This window comes from Pedobacter zeae (assembly GCF_014196715.1).
GTDB classification, from domain to species: domain Bacteria; phylum Bacteroidota; class Bacteroidia; order Sphingobacteriales; family Sphingobacteriaceae; genus Pedobacter; species Pedobacter zeae.
Genome location: NZ_JACIEF010000002.1, coordinates 1,373,983 through 1,391,015, shown reverse-complemented (window position 1 = coordinate 1,391,015; position 17,033 = coordinate 1,373,983). Strand labels below are relative to the sequence as shown.

The following is a 17,033-nucleotide window of genomic DNA, read 5'->3' as shown; positions in this document are numbered from 1 at the left end:
TGACTTCTTTGTTTATAAGGGCCTGAGCAAAATAATAGCCCAAGAGATTAAAAAACTAAAACTTCCAGATCCGCCAAAGTACCACTGCATTGATGGCTATAACTAATGATAACAGTAAGAACAGTTCAAAATTTGTTTCCGGAAACCGGCTGGATTGTGAAAGAAAAGCTGCTGTAAGCAATATTGTTATTGAGCCGAGGGCAAAGCTAAGAATCAGTTTCCTGGGTTTATTGATTACTGGCTTGGCCTCTACCTGGGGAACTGCTATTGGCGCTTCCGGAAACCTTTTGTTGAGCGCCTGCAATATTTCAGCATCCAGCCCTAATTGCTGAGCCAGTAGGTTTAGGTTAAATGCCCTGGGTAAAACCTCAGCGTTTTCAATCCGTTGCACCGATCGCAGGTTAAGTTTTGCCAGATCTGCCAATTGCTGTTGCGAATAGCCTTTTTTTAAGCGGGCATCTTTAATCAGTTTAGCAACGGTGTCTTTTTTGACGTTATCCATTTCTTTTACAGTACGGCCTTATTACGGCATATGTAAATGTCGTAATCATCTACAATTTTACAGGCATATTTTTACAAAAAAAACTTATGCTTGCTATTGTTATTGAATTATTGCTTTCCTGGTTATTGTTAAAATATACAGTTGATCAAAATTTAAATGTACTAAACTGGTATCCTTGTCCTAAACAACTGCGCAATATGTTACCTGGCTTTATGCTGCCGGTTGTTTATTTGTCGTGCCTTTACCTCGGTATCTCTTTATGGGTACAAAATCCCTATAAAGTGAACCCCGATTACACGGCTGCCATTTTTTTTAAAAGCTCATTACTGGTACTAAAAGGGGTAGTTTTTGAAGAGTTGATCTTTAGAGGTGCATTGTTATACATCCTCATTAAAAAACTCAGTGCCACAAAATCGGTTATTTTATCTGCAATCGCTTTTGGTGTTTATCACTGGTTTTCCTATGGTATATTCGGCCAAACATTTCAAATGCTGGTTGTGCTCGTCTCAACCGGTTCTATGGGTTATTTGCTGGCATTGGCGTTTGTAAAAACCCGATCTATACTGCTGCCATTTGCCTTACATTTGGGTTATAATTTCACCTCAATGATCTTATTTTCTAAAGAAAAAAGTATCGGCCTGCAATTGATGGTTAAAACCTTTGCAACAGACCCAGTTGAACCGAAAGGTATATTACCAGTCATCATGATGATTATTTATTATACCGGATTTCAGATAGTTTGCTTTATTTATCTCAAATTATTGAAACCGGCTGCTATCGATCAATAACTGAAGATACACGACAGAAAAGAGCTTTAAGCAATTCCCAGCAACAAAAAACCCCTCTAAGTTATCCTTAAAGGGGTTTAAAGCAGTGGGCCCACCTGGGCTCGAACCAGGGACCAAAAGATTATGAGTCTTCTACTCTAACCGACTGAGCTATAGGCCCGGAAAAAAGCCTTGGCTTTTTTGCGAGTGCAATGTTACAAATTTGAATTGAAATTAGGAAAATGTTTTCGGCATTTTTTCATAAAAGGCGAGAATATAAACTCATTTTCAAGTGCTTAATTTTAATTTTTATTAAACTGCCCCTCACCTCTACTTAAAAAATGTGGATAAAACGCCTGTTAAGCCGCCTGCAAATCAATTTCGAATAGGTTAATTTTGTAATTGATATGAATACGCCCGATCCGGACCACCAACTTCTTTTAGATTTTTTAGCCACCACCAACCAGCCTGTTTTTTTAACAGGTAAAGCCGGAACGGGCAAAACCACCCTGCTTCGCAAGATCAGGGATACCACCAAAAAGAATTTCGCTATTGTTGCCCCTACTGCTGTCGCAGCCATAAACGCCGGTGGCGTAACGCTCCACTCCTTTTTTCAGATTCCTTTTGGCCCCTTGGTTCCGGTTGTGGATGAACATGCGGAAAACCATTTTAAATATTCAGACGAAAAAACAAGGTTACTGCGCTGCCTTGATTTACTGATCATTGACGAGATTAGTATGGTTAGGGTTGATCTGATTGATTTTATCGACCGCACTTTAAAGCGGGTTAAGGGCTCAAACCGTCCCTTTGGAGGCGTTCAGGTGTTAATGATCGGCGATCTTTACCAGCTCTCTCCTATCTTTCACGATGCCTGGCATATCCTGGGCAGCTATTACTCCAGCCCTTACTTTTTCGATAGCCTGATCTTCAGGTCAACACCAATGCTAACGTTTACGTTAGATAAAGTTTACCGCCAATCAGATCCCGTATTTCTGGATATTTTGAACGGCATGCGCGAAAACAATCTCAATGCCGATCTGCTTGCCAAGCTGAATGAACGTTACGATCCATCGTTGGATCAGGAATGGAAAGACGATTACATTACGCTCACCACACATAACCAATTGGTTAACGACATTAACCAGGGCTGTTTAGATAAATTGCCCGGCGAAATTTTCGAATTCAATGCAGCGGTAACTGGCGATTTCCCTAAGGATGCCTATCCTACGGATGAAAAACTCCAGTTAAAACTGGGTGCCCAGGTCATTTTTATTAAAAATGATTCTTCGGGTAAAAAACAATTCTACAACGGAAAAGCGGCAAAAATCACTGCGATTAGTGAAAATTCGATAAAAGTAACCTTTACCCATGGCGGCAGGGAAATCGAAGTTGAAAAAGAAATCTGGCAGAATGTTAAATATAGCCTGAGTAACGAAGAAAATAAAATCGACGAGACCAGTACCGGGTCGTTCTCGCAATATCCATTTAAACTGGCCTGGGCCATCACGGTACATAAAAGCCAGGGATTAACGTTCGACCAGGCGATTGTTGATGTAAGCACCGCATTTACCCACGGACAAGCTTACGTAGCACTGAGCCGTTGCAGAAGCCTGGAAGGACTTATCCTAAAATCGCCTGTTTTACCAGAAAACATTATTACCGACGCTAAAGTAATCGATTTTACCAAAGCCGCTCACCAGGATAAACCTACGGCCGCGCTGCTGGCACGTTATACACAGCAATATACCTGGGGGCTCATACATGAGCTGCTGGATTTCTCCCTCATTGCCAACGACTGGGAAAAACTCGGGCGCGCAAAACTCATCGACAAAGATGAAAAAAATGCCTTTTTATCTCTTTACGAGCAGGGCAACCCGCTCTTTCAGCACGAAATCTTTAAAGTAGCCAGAAATTTTATCTCCAGGGAATTTTCGAAAATAAATACCAACGAAAATCCGGCAAATGAAAGTGCTTTTATGGAACGTTTGCAAAAAGCGTCTGATTATTTTATTCCGAAACTGGAACAGCTCATCGCTCTAACCGCAAAAATTGTAGCCATCAACTTTTATAACGATACGCATTCCGACAAATTGCTTACCATACTGAACGGCTGCAGGGATGCGCTCCAAGTCAAACTGGCTTTGTTTAAAATTTCCTGGAACCCTTTTTCGATCAAAACCTATATCAATACCTTGCACGCAGCCAGCAATAAACAACCGGAGAAAAAACCGGTTAAATCGAGCATTAAGCCAAAAGAGATTTCGAATCCGCAGGTTTATAAAAACCTGGTTGAATGGCGTAAAACCATTGCAGAGCAACGCGGTACTCCGGATTATGCGGTACTTTCTGATTTAGCATTACTTTCTATTGCCGAAAAAATGCCCAGAACCACCGACCAATTGGCAGCACTTAAAAGCGTAGGCATAGGCAATGCAAAAGAACTTGGCCAACAGATTACCCGTATTGTGAATGCGCATTTAGGCACCAGCGAGTTATTTTAACCTTTGGTTAAGCATTTATAGCTTTTATGATAAAAAAAGCATTTAAAAGGATATAAATGACCAAAAGTGCAATCGAAAAAGTGCGGTCAAATTTTTGGGCTTTTTCTTCCTTGCCTCTTTTAATCAACCTAAGTGAAAGTGCTGTTGATACTATAACCGCCAGGATAAATATAAGGGTAATGCCATGCAGGGTATCTACCAGTGTAAAAGTGGTAGATTCGGGAAGCGAGCCATCTATAATGTATTTATTACCAATTACAGCAAAAAGGGAGCCCACGCTTAAGCCAAAGCGCGAATCTATGCTATCGGCATGAATATAAAAACACATATAGGCAATTAAGAATGCCACATACATGCCTAAAAACATTTTCCAGAACAAGCCAAAAGCATCCCTGCTGATCCCGATCCTTACTTTATAACTGCTATATTCTGTTCTTGGCTCTTTTATGCCCGGATCGCCAAAAGCCGTTTCATAAATTTTATTGGCTGCAGAAGTTTTTAAACTGTCGATATTCCAGCCGCGTAAGGTAAACCGCGGATCGAATTGTTTGCCGAGTGTATCAGGTACAAATATCAGGGATGAGGAATCGAACTGTGAATTTTCTATAGAAAGCCTTAATAGCTGGTGGTCGAAAGGGAAATTGTTAATCGACCATGAATCTTTCATCACACATTGCAGTTTCATCAGCATATACACTTCATTACCAATGGTATCGATGGTAGAAAACGACTTGCTCACTGTTTTAGCCTGAGGCACTTCAAGGTTATCCGCAAAATTAAATTCCTTGTTTTTATATTTAAGCCACAGCCAGAAGTTAATGGTATATTCTTTGTCTTTAAAATCTATATCGTGTATACTGGTTACATAAATTCCTGTTTTTACAGTATCTGCTGTGGTTTGCAGTGCTAAAGAAACCGTAACTGTACAGAAAAGCTGGAGTATTAAACCCAGCAAAAAGAGTCTGGCTGTTTTCAACTGTGTTTTAATTTATAGGGTAAACAATTTTGTTAAATATACAGAATAAGACTTTATTTATGTATAAGTGATATTTTTAGCTAATAAGCTTTCAGGCCCCGCTTTTTTTTAATACTTTCGCAACCCCATTTTAGCCGGCAGCCACAGCATATCAAACCATGAGTAAGTTTTTATACGGAATCGATTTTGGAACAACCAATTCGGCACTTTCTATTTATGATGAAGAAAAGAAAGAAATTGTAGAAACGATTTCTATCCCTTCGCTGATTTATTTTACCGAAGTAAAAAGCATTACGGATGGCGAAAATTACATCGTGGGCGAAAAAGCAATAGATGCTTATTTAAGCGACGGCATGAAAGGCCGCTTTATCAAATCCATTAAACAGATCCTCTCCAGAACTACTTTTACCGAAACCCGAATCCATAATAAAAGATATACCGCCTCCGACCTGGTAGCGCTCATTCTTAAAGATTTAAAAGCGAAAGCCGATCAGGTTATTGGTGAAGATTGCCACAAAGCTATTATAGGCCGCCCGGTTTTCTTTGATGACGATAACACCATGAAAGATACCCTGGCCCAAACCCGTTTAAAAAAGGCAGCAGAAAGTGCCGGTTTTACCAATGTCCGCTTTCAGTTTGAACCTATCGGCGCTGCTTTTGCCTATGAAAAAACCATCCGCCAAAAAGAACGGGTTTTAGTAGCCGACCTGGGTGGAGGAACAACCGATTTTACCTACCTTATCCTCGATCCGGATAAAGTTGGCAGCAAAGACCGTAAAAACGACATGATTGCATCCGGCGGCATCTACATTGGTGGCGATAGCCTGGATTCTGCCTTCATGTGGGATAAAGGCACACCGTATTTTGGAAAAAACACCCTTTATGAAGCCACACCCGGCAAGGTTTTAAATGTTCCTAAATCGCTTTTTGCAAACATCTGCACCTGGGATAAAATGAACTTTTTTAATGGTTTGAAGATCCAGAAAGAGATTGAGGAATATTATTATTATTCGGGGAACGATCCTAAATTTAAAAACCTGATCACACTCATTGAAAATAACCTGGGTTATTCTTTGTTCAGGTCGATAGAGAAAACCAAAATCGAACTTTCCGATCAGCGCGTTTCTACCTTCGCTTACAGCAACATGGGTATCGAGATTGACGAAAACATTTCGCTTGAGCAATACAATGCTATCATCGAAAAAGACATTCATAAAATCGGTGCTTACCTGGATCAGTTTATGGAAACATACCAGATCAACCCAGCAGATATTGACTGCTTGTTTTTAACCGGAGGAACATCGATGGTTTCGGCCGTGCAAACTCTTTTTAAATCCAAATTCCCACACATTCCATTAAACTCGGGCGATAATTTTAAAAGTGTAGCCAAAGGTTTGGCCTATAGCGGCTATCTGTTCGAAAATTAATTACATAGACTATAACCGGTACAGGTAAAAAAGCGATTCTGATTTGGATTTAGAGCGCCCCATCTGTGCAATAACACTCCGTTTCTTCCCGTTTTACGCTTCAACCGTCAGCTTGCAACGGGCAGATGGCTAAGCGGCAAAACAGCATTTCATTTTTGGGGTTTTTAAGATGCAGCCCCCTTGTTCCTAAACCCGATTGAGCGGAATAGCCCGCATCCCGATTTAAGCATTCATAATTTTGTTTATCGGTATGCTTGCTTGTTCCACAGGTTTCATCGGGAGAGGACTATAAGCGAAAGCGGGACTGCCAACCGCCAAGAACTACTGCATGCTCATTTCCAAATTCTATTTCGGCCGGTGGGATACCTACCAATGAGAAATCTACCGGGCTTTTTATTTATCCTCCTGAAATTAACGCAGATACACAATTGTAAATCATAAAATACAACTCCGTAACATATTAAGGATATTTTTTCTTCTTTAGGCTAAGATTTTATAATTTAGCCGACATAAAATTGGTGCGGCTGATAAAATAGATGCAGTAAGCAAAACTTTACGCGTTAGGCGCTGAAGCAATTAATGTAGTGAGGTCTGGAACACCTGTTCTCTAGAAGAGATGACGTTGAACTGATGAAAATTTCTTTGGCAGCCACACCAATTTTTTCACATTTACGTTAGGCGGCTAAATTGAAGTACAGACATGCCTTTATGGCGCCTGAAACTTGTGCTAAAACTTACCGTCTGTTCAAAACCCAATTGTGCTGCAATTTCATCAACGGTATAATCGCTATGGAGCAGCAATTCTTCCGCCTCGCGCATAATCCGGTCTTTTATCAGCACAACGAGGCTTTTTCCGAGCACGCGGTCTAAAAATTTATTTAATTTACCAGCACTCATGCCCATGCCTTCTGCGTAAAATTGAACAGATCTTTCTTGCTTATAAAATTGCTCTAAAATGGCTCTGAACCGCAATACCTGCTGCAGATCATCCAGGTTAAAAGCTGCAAGATAACCATCTAAACCAGCCGTAAAGCCCAGAAACAGCGACAGGTATTGTGCTAAAAAAGAAATGTCGCTTTTACTATTGATTTCTCTTTTTAACTGATCGAGCAGCTGATATGTTTTAGTTGACCGGTGCAGATCGAGATCCCTGAAAGATAAATTTAAAAAGAGGTTTTTAGCCTGGGGATCTAAATGCTGCAGTAAAAATTCGGCATACAATAAACTGCTAAAGCTTAACCAGTAACCTGAAGTAATTTCTCCATCCAACCTCACCAGGCCTTCTTCCGGAATAAAAAACATCCTGCCTTTTAACAGGGGGTAATCGCCAGAATTCATACACAAAAAACCAGCTCCATCACGTACAATCAACATCCGCATGGGATATAGTGCCTGCAACGCATGTTCTCTTTTGAAAAAACCGTTAATAGGCTCCAACTGTATCATAAAACTTAAGGATAAACAAGAATAAGATCAAATTTATCTGATTTGGTTACAATTTGCTAAAATAATATATTTTAATGATAAAACTCCGGCTGCAACAGCGAAAAGGATCAGGACACCCGAATAGTCAGTAACCTTCATTTTGGGCCAGATAAGTCCATATTTCTAACTATCCGGCAACTCCAGAAACCATACCTTCCAAAGGTGCTTACGATCGAAATCATAGCTCATCTTTACCCGCTAAAGTATTAACTTTACGCCATACCGGGCATATATCAGGTTTTCTATTTGGCTAGCTGCTATAATGCCAAGGGAATTAAAAGATTAACCACTCGCAATCGGGCAACCGTTAGTAAACGGAGAAATGAATATATGGCAGAAACAATTTCATTGGCAAAACAAATCATAATCAATTCTCCAATCAGGAGGGTTTGGCAAGCGCTGACATACCCGGATCAGATGCCGGAATGGATGGCAGAGCCGGAGATGCAATTGTCTGTGACGACTGATTGGGTGATTGGCCATCCGATCATCATCCGTGGCCTGAATCCGCTGCCTTTCGAGAACACGGGAAAAATAATCGAATTCCGGCCAGAAAATATTCTGACCTACAGCCATTTAAGTTCAATTTCCGAACTTGCTGACATCAGCGATAATTATACCATACTAGAATTTGAGTTGATGGCATTGAATGAACAGCAAACACAGTTGTTATTAACCCTTTCTAACTTTCCCACAGCCGTTATACGCAAGCACTTTGACCTTTATTGGAATGGTACATTACCCCTGCTGAAAGAGTTTGCTGAGCAAACAGCCAAAGTATAAACTCAATTTCAGGACGAACGTTTTTTCAGCAGGAACAGGTTTATAAACGCTTGAAATTTCCATATCCGGATGTGTTTAAGCGGCTTGAAAGTCTCAACTGATGGCTTGTAAAGACAGACCACTAACTTTCTAAATACGAAAGCCTTCAAAATCAGCGATTTTGAAGGCTTCATTTTGGTGATCCGGCTGGGATTGACTCGGTCGCTTTAGCCCCGAACGCATTGCCTGAGCCTTCCAGAAAAATTATTAAGACTTTAAAACACCTTACATCTTTAAGGCACAGGTTAGTCCGAACAAAAAAGGCATTGTCGATACCCGTGAAAAAAATAAAAAGGTTCGATAAGGACGGTGGTAAGATGATCGAGCGCATTTGCAAGGGTACGCTAAACAATATTGCAAAGGATCTGGAATCGGTCGAGACGCATATTCTCGATATCATCAAGCTTGATCTTACGTTACAAAGGCTTTTTCAAATATCAACTTCGGTGAGTGGTATCGGAACTGTAACGGTTGTAGAGGTTATAATAGCCACAAATGAATTTAAAAATATCACTACTGCCAAGAAATTCGCCTGTTATTCCAGAATAGTGCCATTTGAACACAATTCTGGAAAAAGTATATGGGGGGCAAGGGTTTCTCATAAAGCCAATATACGTGGCAAAACGTTGCTTAACATGGCGGCTATGGCATCATAGATTAGCGGAGACATGAAACGTTACTGCCTTCGAAAAGACTCAGCAGGCAAAAATAAAATGAGTGTAGTGAATGCTTTAAGGAATAAGTTAATTCAAAGCCTGTTCAGTTGTAAAATACCTCATTATATCGTCCGACGGATGACAGAGTGGTTATCAGGATGGGAGTCGAAGAACCTATGTATCAAGATGCTTGGTCAACTCCATAGTATTTCCTTCTAAGCCAAAAAGCAACATTTACCAGTGCAATAAGCGCAGGTACCTCGACCAATGGCCCGATTACACCCACGAATGCCTGACCGGAATTGATGCCAAAAACTCCGATGGCTACTGCTATGGACAATTCGAAGTTATTGCCAGCCGCAGTAAAGGCAATGGACGTGCTTTGCGAATAATCAGCACCCATTTTTTTTCCTGCAAAAAAACTGACGATAAACATGATGGCAAAATAGATGACCAGTGGAATGGCAATGCGAATTACATCCATTGGTATCTGTACAATAAGTTCTCCTTTAAGACTGAACATCACCACAATAGTAAAAAGCAATGCAATCAAGGTTATTGGCGATATAAATGGTATATACTTTTGTTGAAACCATTGCTCGCCTTTAATTTTGATCAAAGCATAACGGCTGATCAGCCCTGCAGCAAAGGGAACACCCAAGTAAAGCCCTACACTTTTTGCAATTTCAGTGATGGTAATGTTTACCGATAATCCATCAATACCAAACAGCGGTGGAAGTACGGTAATAAAAAGATAGGCATAAACACTATAAAGTAAAACCTGAAAGATGCTGTTAAGCGCAATCAGACCAGCTGCATATTCCCTGTTACCCTCTGCTAGCTCATTCCACACCACTACCATTGCGATACAACGTGCCAGGCCGATCAGGATCAATCCGATCATATATTCGGGGTAATCATGTAAAAACACAATGGCCAGTATAAACATAAGTGCAGGACCAATAATCCAGTTTAAAGCCAACGAAGTTCCCAGCACTTTAGTATTGCGGAACACTTCCCCCATTTTTTCATACCTTACCTTAGCCAGCGGTGGGTACATCATCAGTATTAGTCCAATTGCCAATGGAATGTTAGTTGTACCATTGGAAAAAGAATTGATAAAACCTGATGAGGACGGAATAAAAAAGCCGATTGACACGCCAATGGCCATTGCCAGAAAAATCCATAATGTTAGGTAACGATCGAGAAACCCTAATTTTTTACGTTCTGCCGCGGGGGCGCAAGTATTTGCTGACATATTATTTAATCTGTGAAAAGACGTAAAACATTTCAGTTGCAATCTGCAAACTTCTTTCCTGATACTTTTCTACCTGCTGTGGGGTATTATCAAATGCTTTCGGGTCATCAAAGGTTATTGGAATTCGCTTTTCAGCCCCTGGAATGAATGGACAACCGCCATCAGCCTGCGAGCAGGTCATTATTGCAACGAATGTACTTGAAGGATTAAATTCATGATCATAGGTTTTTGAAAAGCCGATTACAGGATATTCATTATCACTATATTTTATGGCATATATTGGGTTATTCCCTTCAGCGATAACCTGAACTCTAAATCCTGTATGCTTTAACGTTTCAGCAACCATTGGAAACAAGGCAGTAGCCTCTGTTCCCCCTGAATAACAAAAGACATTTTTAATGCCGTAATAAGCTGCTGCTGTTTGTGCCCATACCTGAGAAAGATGACTTCTACGTGAATTGTGTGTACAGATCAGGTTGAGGCGTATTTCACTTTCAGTATTGTGTTTATCTTGAATATAGTCAATTAAAGGTTGTAATATCCCTTTCCGATCTGATGTGATGATGTCAAACTTGAAATTGCTAACCACACTTTCAAGTTCAGGAAGAAGTTTTGTGCTCATTGTGATATTTATAGATCTTAAAATTAACAGCAACCTCCACCAGGGGTACAGGTTGAACCTGAAGCCAGATTTACCATTTCAATTTTTTGTTTTTTGGCTGGAACACCACATTTGTCCATCGCAAGGCACGCGGTTTTCTTGGCGAGTAGAATAAAGTTTTCCCCGTCAAATCCCAAGTCATATTTGCCAATAGTTTCTGCCTGGTATTCGACTTCAATTTCCAGATCTTCCATTCCCAAAACCTTTTCTGAAAGTGAAATGATATGGATTAATTTTCCAGCTTTTAAACGGTGTTCATAATCATCAGCATCCCATAACTGGAAATTAGCTACTTTTTCATGGCGTACAGTTCCACCACAGTCGATAAAGTCCTTTGTAATAATTCCTACCTCGGTTACATGGAAATGTTCCGGTACTGAATTGCCGTTTTCCAGTTTAAAATTCACTCCTTCAGCCGTAGCAAGGATTTCTTTTATTTCTGATAGTTTCATAATTTATGTATTTATAGTATTATTGCAATTTAACGATAGATATAAGCAAAAAAAGTTAACAACAGGTAGTTTCACCTTTATAAGATGCCAAAAACCCACCAAGCTGCGCTTCTAACAGCTTCCATGTCTGAGGATTGATGCAGTAGCAAACACTTACACCTTCTATAGTACCCTGTATGATACCGGCTAATTTCAATTCTTTCAAGTGCTGAGAAATAGTTGCCTGTGCGAGGCCAAGTTCACCCACCAAATCCCCACAAATACAAGTATTTGAAATAATGATCCTCTGCAAGATGGCGATACGGGCAGGGTGAGCAATTGCTTTTAGCAATGTTGAAAGCTGGTTTTGCTCGTCTGTAAATATTTCTGATTTTGTAAGTCCCATAATTATATATCGCAATATTACGATATAATAATGAAAGTGCAAAATAAATTTGATTTTTTATTTAGGTCAACCATAGAAATCATAAAACAATAACCTCACATTTTTGTGAGGTTTTTTGTGATCCCGCTGGGATTGGCTCGGTCGCTTTAGCCCCGAACGCATTGCCTGAACCTTCCAGAATCGAAACCGGCCTCCCCTCCGTTCGTACCCCAATGGGTATAAAACAAAAAAACCTCACATTTCTGTGAGGTTTTTTGTGATCCCGCTGGGATTCGAACCCAGGACCACTACATTAAAAGTGTAATGCTCTACCAGCTGAGCTACGGAATCGTTCTCCTTTCGAGGCTGCGAAGTTAGGAATTAAATTCATTCCTGCAAAAGATAAACCTAAAATATTTAATAGAAAATTAACATTAACGAAACAGGATGAAGCTAAATATTTATAGATCATCAGGTTAAAGCGCCAACAAAAAAATCATTTTTCTTTTTTAGCGAATTGATCATCATACCCCCCCTCGCATAAATATGGCTTTAACTCCTCTTAAACCTTTTATCCTCCCTATTCTATCCTGAAAGAACACGCAAAAAAAAACGAAACCATCCGGCCTTGCAGGTTACCATTATCCTGGTAAAATACATCATAACAGATCATTAAATATCCTAAGTTTACCGAAAGGAGCATGATCATTTTTTTATTTTCATAATTATTTTACTTTTACATATACACTAGCTCTTCTCTAATGAATATTGAAAACATTTATGGTAAAGATAAATGGGCCGCTTTTGGCGGTTTTTCGCCACTTATTTCCGTTTTTAAGAATTACCACCCGCTGAACGCTGAAATCGAAGATATTATTAACCGATACACATTCCCTGTGCGTTTTGCTAAAAACAAACATATGGCCTCGCCATTAACCCGTAACCGCTATATTTTCCTTCTATTGGAAGGAGCAGTACATGGTTACCTTAAAATGGGACACAAAAAAATCACCACCTGGATTGCTGCAGAAAACGAACTGGCCGGAACCATCAGGAATTTATGGGAGAACGAAGTTTCTGATGAATATATTGAAACAATAGATCCGGTATTTGCGATTGCCATTCCGCATGAAATGTCGAAACTGCTTTATGAAAATTTCCCCATAGCAAATTATGTAGGCAGAAAAATGACCGAAATTTATTTTCAGGGGGCATCCGAAAGGGCATATATCTGCAGGCTCCCAACCGCTTTAAAACGCTATCAAAGATTTTTAATTTCCTATCCACACCTGATTAACCGGGTGCCACTAAAATACGTGGCTTCATTTATAGGCATGAGGCTCGAAACATTAAGCAGAATCAGGAACAAGACATAATTGTGAACAAAAGAGGTTGTTATCAGTTATAATCTCACCTTTAATCTGTCACGCAAAAAAAACTTTTGTCATTCTGAACGCAGTAAAGAATCTTTCATTTAAACTACGATAGAATCTACCATCGCTTTCAGGAGGAACATCACGATTCAGCGAGAAGGATAAAAAGTTGAATCCTGCTCTCATTCATACTGATTTTTATACAATTAATATCCCTCAGGATTATGCAAAAAAAGCCATTACGCTGGCACTTAACGTAATGGCTTTTATGAACCTTAAAAATCAAAACTTTATTTGTCTTTCAGCTCATTTAAAATAGCTTTATCTAAACTGGTCAATGTATTCTGCTGGGGTTTAAGCAGCTCAAAAACTACAATTTCATTCTTTCCTTTTTTAAGCCATTCGGCCGGCAGATAAATGGTTTGTTGTGGCCCGATACTCCAGTATTTGCCTAAGTTATGGCCATTCACCCACACCAGGCCTTTTCCCCAATTGCGCATATCTAAATAAGTATCGGCAACTTTGGTTAAATTAAAGGAGGCCGATTTAAGTACTGCTGCAGATTGGCTGCTTACTTTCGGCTTTATTTTTTGGAGATCAATTTTATCAAATGGCAGCGGGTACATTTTCCATGATTTGATCTCCTGCCCATTAAAAGTTACATTTTGGGTGATTCCCTTGTTATTTTTAAGCAGGTAAGGGCCAAAATTGATCCTCCCCATGTTTTCTACCAAAATGTCTAATTGTACATTGCCCGCCGGAAGATCGAGCACTAAACTATCCTGATAAAGTCTCCTGTCTAAAACACCTGCAAGTTTTTTATTAATATAGATTAGCCCATAATCGCGTAGCTCATTAATTTTGATCACCCCTTTCCGCCCGCCTTTCAGGTTACTGCTGTAGCGTACAAAACCATAGGGTTGGTTAAGCGCTTCGAATGTTAGCGGTTGTGTATTTAATTTTGGCTTCCCGTTGAGGTTAAAGATATCAGTCGATTGGGTAAAAGTAATTGCAGGCAATGCCGCAGCAGGTTTAGCAGCCGGCACTTCAGGAAGCACTTGGCCCGCAGGCAGATTTTTTTTAATCGCTTCGCGAAAAAGCATAAATTTTGATGTGGCGTTACCTGCTTCATCTAAAGGTGCATCATAATCATAACTGCTTATCTGTGGTTCGTAAGCTGTAGAATCGTTAAAGTTTGCCCCGTTCATAAAACCCCTTGTTGTGCCGCCATGAAACATATACATGTTAATGGAAATCCCTCCTTTTAATGCAGTATCCAGTTTGTTAGCATAGGTTTTCGGATCTACCTGGTGGTGTTTTGTACCCCACCAATCGAACCAGGCCGGATACCATTCTGGTACGAAGTAAGGGCCTTTACCATTATTATATTTCCTGATCAATGTTCTGATCTGATCAGGATTATCAATCCCGTTAACGCCCGGAAGCAAACCTGCCAAATGTCCACCTTCCAATGCCGGAACCGGATCGCAGGTAGAAAGTACCCCATCAAATCCGGCATCTTTAAACAGCTGTTCATTAATTTTCAGGTATTCTTTGTCGTTTCCATAAGAACCATATTCGTTTTCTACCTGCACCATTAAAATGTTGCCACCATGGTTAATCTGCAAGGGGGCTAAACGTTTACCTATCTCGGTAATATATTGTTTGTACTCTTTTAAATATTGTGCCTCTTTACTTCTTACCTGCAAACCTTTAATGTTCTGCAACCAATATGGATAACCACCAAATTCCCATTCGGCACACACATATGGACTAGGGCGAAGCAATACCCATAAGCCTTCTTCTTTAGCAATACGTACAAATTCGGCAATATCGTTATTACCGGAAAAATCGAACTGATCTTTCTGCGGTTCGTGCACATTCCAAAAAACATAGGTACCAATGGTGTTTAAGCCCATGGCTTTTGCCATTTTCATCCTGTCGCGCCAGGCCTCTCTTGGTATGCGGGGATAATGCATTTCTCCTGAAATGATCTGAAAAGGTTTATTATCGAGCAGAAAAACGGAGTCTGCAAGTTTAAAGGTATGCTTAACCTGTGCAAATGCACCAAAGCTGGCAAAACAAGTAATTAAAATTACTTTAATCATTACATGTTTAAGGGTAGGTTTCATTCGAGATGTATTAAGTATTAAAAAATCAACTGCATAATTTTCCCCTATCGATTTACATGGTGCTTTTCAGCTTAAACGATCAGGGAGTTTAAAAAGAGTAGCGTTACACTTTTAAATGATCAGGTTTAATTACTGAGTACAGTAGTAACCGATTTAGCAGGAATACGAATACGTTTTGTATCCTGGTATTGTTTATAGGGCGATAAATTATATTGGTCGGAAGTAACATAGGTTTGTACAGCACTTTGTTTATTTCCTTTTACCTCAATATCCAGATCGAGATTGTTTTCTGTAGGATTAACCACTACCGTTACGAGCTTTTTATTTTCTTGCATATAAGACGATACATCAACCTGGGGTAGGTTTGTTCCGGGTTTTTTAACCTGAAGGCGCTTACTGCCCGGGAGAACAAAACGGCTATAATTACCCAAAGCCCACAATAGTTTGCTATCATAAACCTGTCCGTCTGTTTTGTTTTTGTCGATATAAACCAAACCATCTTTGTAATCGCCGGCTGATATACCCAACCACCACTGCCATGAGGCCGCATTTGATAAAACCAGGTCGTGGTGGATCAACCTCGCAACGAAAAGGGCAGTTACCATACCCAGATCGCGTTTTTCGCCTTTAAGCACCTCATCGCCCAGCACACAATATTCAGACATCCAGTATCTTAGACCTTTTATTTGCGCCACTGCTTCGGCCGTTTTTTTACGGACAGTAATAAATTTTTCTTCCGGGCTGGTAGTAAAATAACTATGAGCTGAAATAGAATGATCTATACTTGCCAGGTTGCCTACATAATTGGGTGATGCGGGATTAAAGAACTGATCTACCTGGTTTCCCTTTGTAGTGTTTCCATTATGGTATAAATAATCGAGCTGACCAGCCTCTCCTATCTGTATTTTGGTTTTAGCCTGATTTTTCACCAAAGCATCATTAACACCCCTGTACAGTTGAGCAAGTTCTGTATTGTTGTACGGACAGCCTTCCTGGTTGTGTTCATTCCATTTCCACTGCGGCTCGTTTGCAGGGCTAAGGTAATTTAGTTCTATTCCGGTTGTTTTTTTTATCCCGTTAATGGTAGCCACCAGGTAGTCGGCAAATTCGGGAAGTTTATCAAAATTCAGGTTGCACATGCCATCTGTAGAATAAGCTTTTCCATTTTTGGTAAACAGCACATGCGGACTGTTTACAAATCCGATAAACTGTTTTACCCCGCGGGTTTGAGCTGCCATTAAAAACCATACCTGCCCTGACATTGCATTCCAATCATAGGTACCGTCGGGTTGCAAAAAAGCGTATTGACGACGCCATTCGTCGCCAATATCGCTTGCCTTACCCTGGGCAGCACTACCGCCACCAATGCTAAAACGCCACATGTTAAGGCCAATGCCCAGCGGTTGCCCGGCTTTTGTAGTTTGGGTGCTAAAAAGCAAATCGGCCATCTTATCCTTTTTCGCTGCAGGCCATAAACCTGCGAACTGACACGTCCATGCATCAGAAGCGCCAAAACCTTCTATGGTTTGGAATGTAATGGCAGGATCTATTTCTATTTTTAGGAGCGTTTCTTGTGCAAGAGTTGCTCTACCATATAAAAATAAGGTCAGACAGATAAAAAAACGGTTAAGGTGTGGTGATGACTTTAACATGCAAA

15 protein-coding genes and 2 tRNA genes are annotated in these 17,033 nt (G+C 40.2%); 6 read left to right on the top strand and 11 right to left on the bottom strand.

Annotated features, from left to right (window positions below):
• Positions 1–55 precede the first annotated feature (55 nt).
• On the bottom strand, positions 56–502 hold the full coding sequence (locus GGQ60_RS12475) for a helix-turn-helix domain-containing protein (RefSeq protein ID WP_183764430.1): 447 nt from the start codon (positions 500–502) through the stop codon (positions 56–58).
• An 86-nt stretch (positions 503–588) separates the two neighbouring features.
• Here GGQ60_RS12475 and GGQ60_RS12470 point away from each other — a divergent pair, with 86 nt between their 5' ends.
• On the top strand, positions 589–1,290 hold the full coding sequence (locus GGQ60_RS12470) for a CPBP family intramembrane glutamic endopeptidase (RefSeq protein ID WP_221235939.1): 702 nt from the start codon (positions 589–591) through the stop codon (positions 1,288–1,290).
• Between the two features lie 86 nt (positions 1,291–1,376).
• Here the strand turns inward: GGQ60_RS12470 and GGQ60_RS12465 are convergent.
• A tRNA-Ile gene (locus tag GGQ60_RS12465) sits at positions 1,377–1,450 on the bottom strand.
• A gap of 226 nt (positions 1,451–1,676) precedes the next feature.
• Between GGQ60_RS12465 and GGQ60_RS12460 the strand changes: the two genes are divergently transcribed.
• On the top strand, positions 1,677–3,770 hold the full coding sequence (locus GGQ60_RS12460) for an HRDC domain-containing protein (RefSeq protein WP_183764427.1): 2,094 nt from the start codon (positions 1,677–1,679) through the stop codon (positions 3,768–3,770).
• Between the two features lie 7 nt (positions 3,771–3,777).
• Here the strand turns inward: GGQ60_RS12460 and GGQ60_RS12455 are convergent, their stop codons facing one another.
• Complete coding sequence (locus GGQ60_RS12455; RefSeq protein ID WP_183764425.1) at positions 3,778–4,746, bottom strand: hypothetical protein; 969 nt, start codon at positions 4,744–4,746, stop codon at positions 3,778–3,780.
• Positions 4,747–4,904: 158 nt separating this feature from the next.
• Between GGQ60_RS12455 and GGQ60_RS12450 the strand changes: the two genes are divergently transcribed.
• A complete protein-coding gene (locus tag GGQ60_RS12450; RefSeq protein ID WP_183764421.1) occupies positions 4,905–6,173 on the top strand; it encodes an Hsp70 family protein in 1,269 nt (422 codons plus the stop codon).
• 669 nt (positions 6,174–6,842) lie between these two features.
• Here the strand turns inward: GGQ60_RS12450 and GGQ60_RS12445 are convergent.
• Positions 6,843–7,619, bottom strand: a complete 777-nt coding sequence (locus GGQ60_RS12445; RefSeq protein ID WP_183764417.1) for a helix-turn-helix domain-containing protein — start codon at positions 7,617–7,619, stop codon at positions 6,843–6,845.
• A gap of 369 nt (positions 7,620–7,988) precedes the next feature.
• Between GGQ60_RS12445 and GGQ60_RS12440 the strand changes: the two genes are divergently transcribed.
• On the top strand, positions 7,989–8,441 hold the full coding sequence (locus GGQ60_RS12440; RefSeq protein WP_183764414.1) for an SRPBCC family protein: 453 nt from the start codon (positions 7,989–7,991) through the stop codon (positions 8,439–8,441).
• Positions 8,442–8,758: 317 nt separating this feature from the next.
• A complete protein-coding gene (locus tag GGQ60_RS12435) occupies positions 8,759–9,136 on the top strand; it encodes a transposase (protein WP_183764411.1) in 378 nt (125 codons plus the stop codon).
• Between the two features lie 181 nt (positions 9,137–9,317).
• On the opposite strand, the gene arsB is transcribed toward GGQ60_RS12435, so the two are convergent.
• The 5 genes from arsB to GGQ60_RS12410 all read right to left on the bottom strand — a co-directional run bounded on the left by arsB (position 9,318) and on the right by GGQ60_RS12410 (position 12,222).
• Positions 9,318–10,394 carry an ACR3 family arsenite efflux transporter gene (gene arsB, locus GGQ60_RS12430; RefSeq protein WP_183764408.1) on the bottom strand — a complete coding sequence of 359 codons (1,077 nt, stop codon included), beginning with the start codon at positions 10,392–10,394 and terminating at the stop codon, positions 9,318–9,320.
• A gap of 1 nt (position 10,395) precedes the next feature.
• Positions 10,396–11,016: an arsenate-mycothiol transferase ArsC gene (locus GGQ60_RS12425; protein ID WP_183764405.1), complete on the bottom strand. Its 621-nt coding sequence runs from the start codon at positions 11,014–11,016 to the stop codon at positions 10,396–10,398.
• 23 nt (positions 11,017–11,039) lie between these two features.
• On the bottom strand, positions 11,040–11,507 hold the full coding sequence (locus GGQ60_RS12420; RefSeq protein ID WP_183764403.1) for a DUF6428 family protein: 468 nt from the start codon (positions 11,505–11,507) through the stop codon (positions 11,040–11,042).
• 55 nt (positions 11,508–11,562) lie between these two features.
• The gene (locus tag GGQ60_RS12415) at positions 11,563–11,892 is read right to left on the bottom strand and encodes an ArsR/SmtB family transcription factor (protein ID WP_183764400.1); all 330 of its coding nucleotides are present in this window, start codon (positions 11,890–11,892) and stop codon (positions 11,563–11,565) included.
• 257 nt (positions 11,893–12,149) lie between these two features.
• Positions 12,150–12,222: transfer RNA gene (locus tag GGQ60_RS12410), tRNA-Lys, on the bottom strand.
• A 410-nt stretch (positions 12,223–12,632) separates the two neighbouring features.
• Between GGQ60_RS12410 and GGQ60_RS12405 the strand changes: the two genes are divergently transcribed.
• Positions 12,633–13,247: a Crp/Fnr family transcriptional regulator gene (locus GGQ60_RS12405; protein WP_183764397.1), complete on the top strand. Its 615-nt coding sequence runs from the start codon at positions 12,633–12,635 to the stop codon at positions 13,245–13,247.
• Between the two features lie 287 nt (positions 13,248–13,534).
• Here GGQ60_RS12405 and GGQ60_RS12400 read toward each other — a convergent pair whose 3' ends face one another.
• On the bottom strand, positions 13,535–15,376 hold the full coding sequence (locus GGQ60_RS12400) for a glycoside hydrolase family 35 protein (protein ID WP_229685008.1): 1,842 nt from the start codon (positions 15,374–15,376) through the stop codon (positions 13,535–13,537).
• A 125-nt stretch (positions 15,377–15,501) separates the two neighbouring features.
• On the bottom strand, positions 15,502–17,028 hold the full coding sequence (locus GGQ60_RS12395) for a glycoside hydrolase (protein ID WP_183764394.1): 1,527 nt from the start codon (positions 17,026–17,028) through the stop codon (positions 15,502–15,504).
• Between the last annotated feature and the right edge of the window lie 5 nt (positions 17,029–17,033).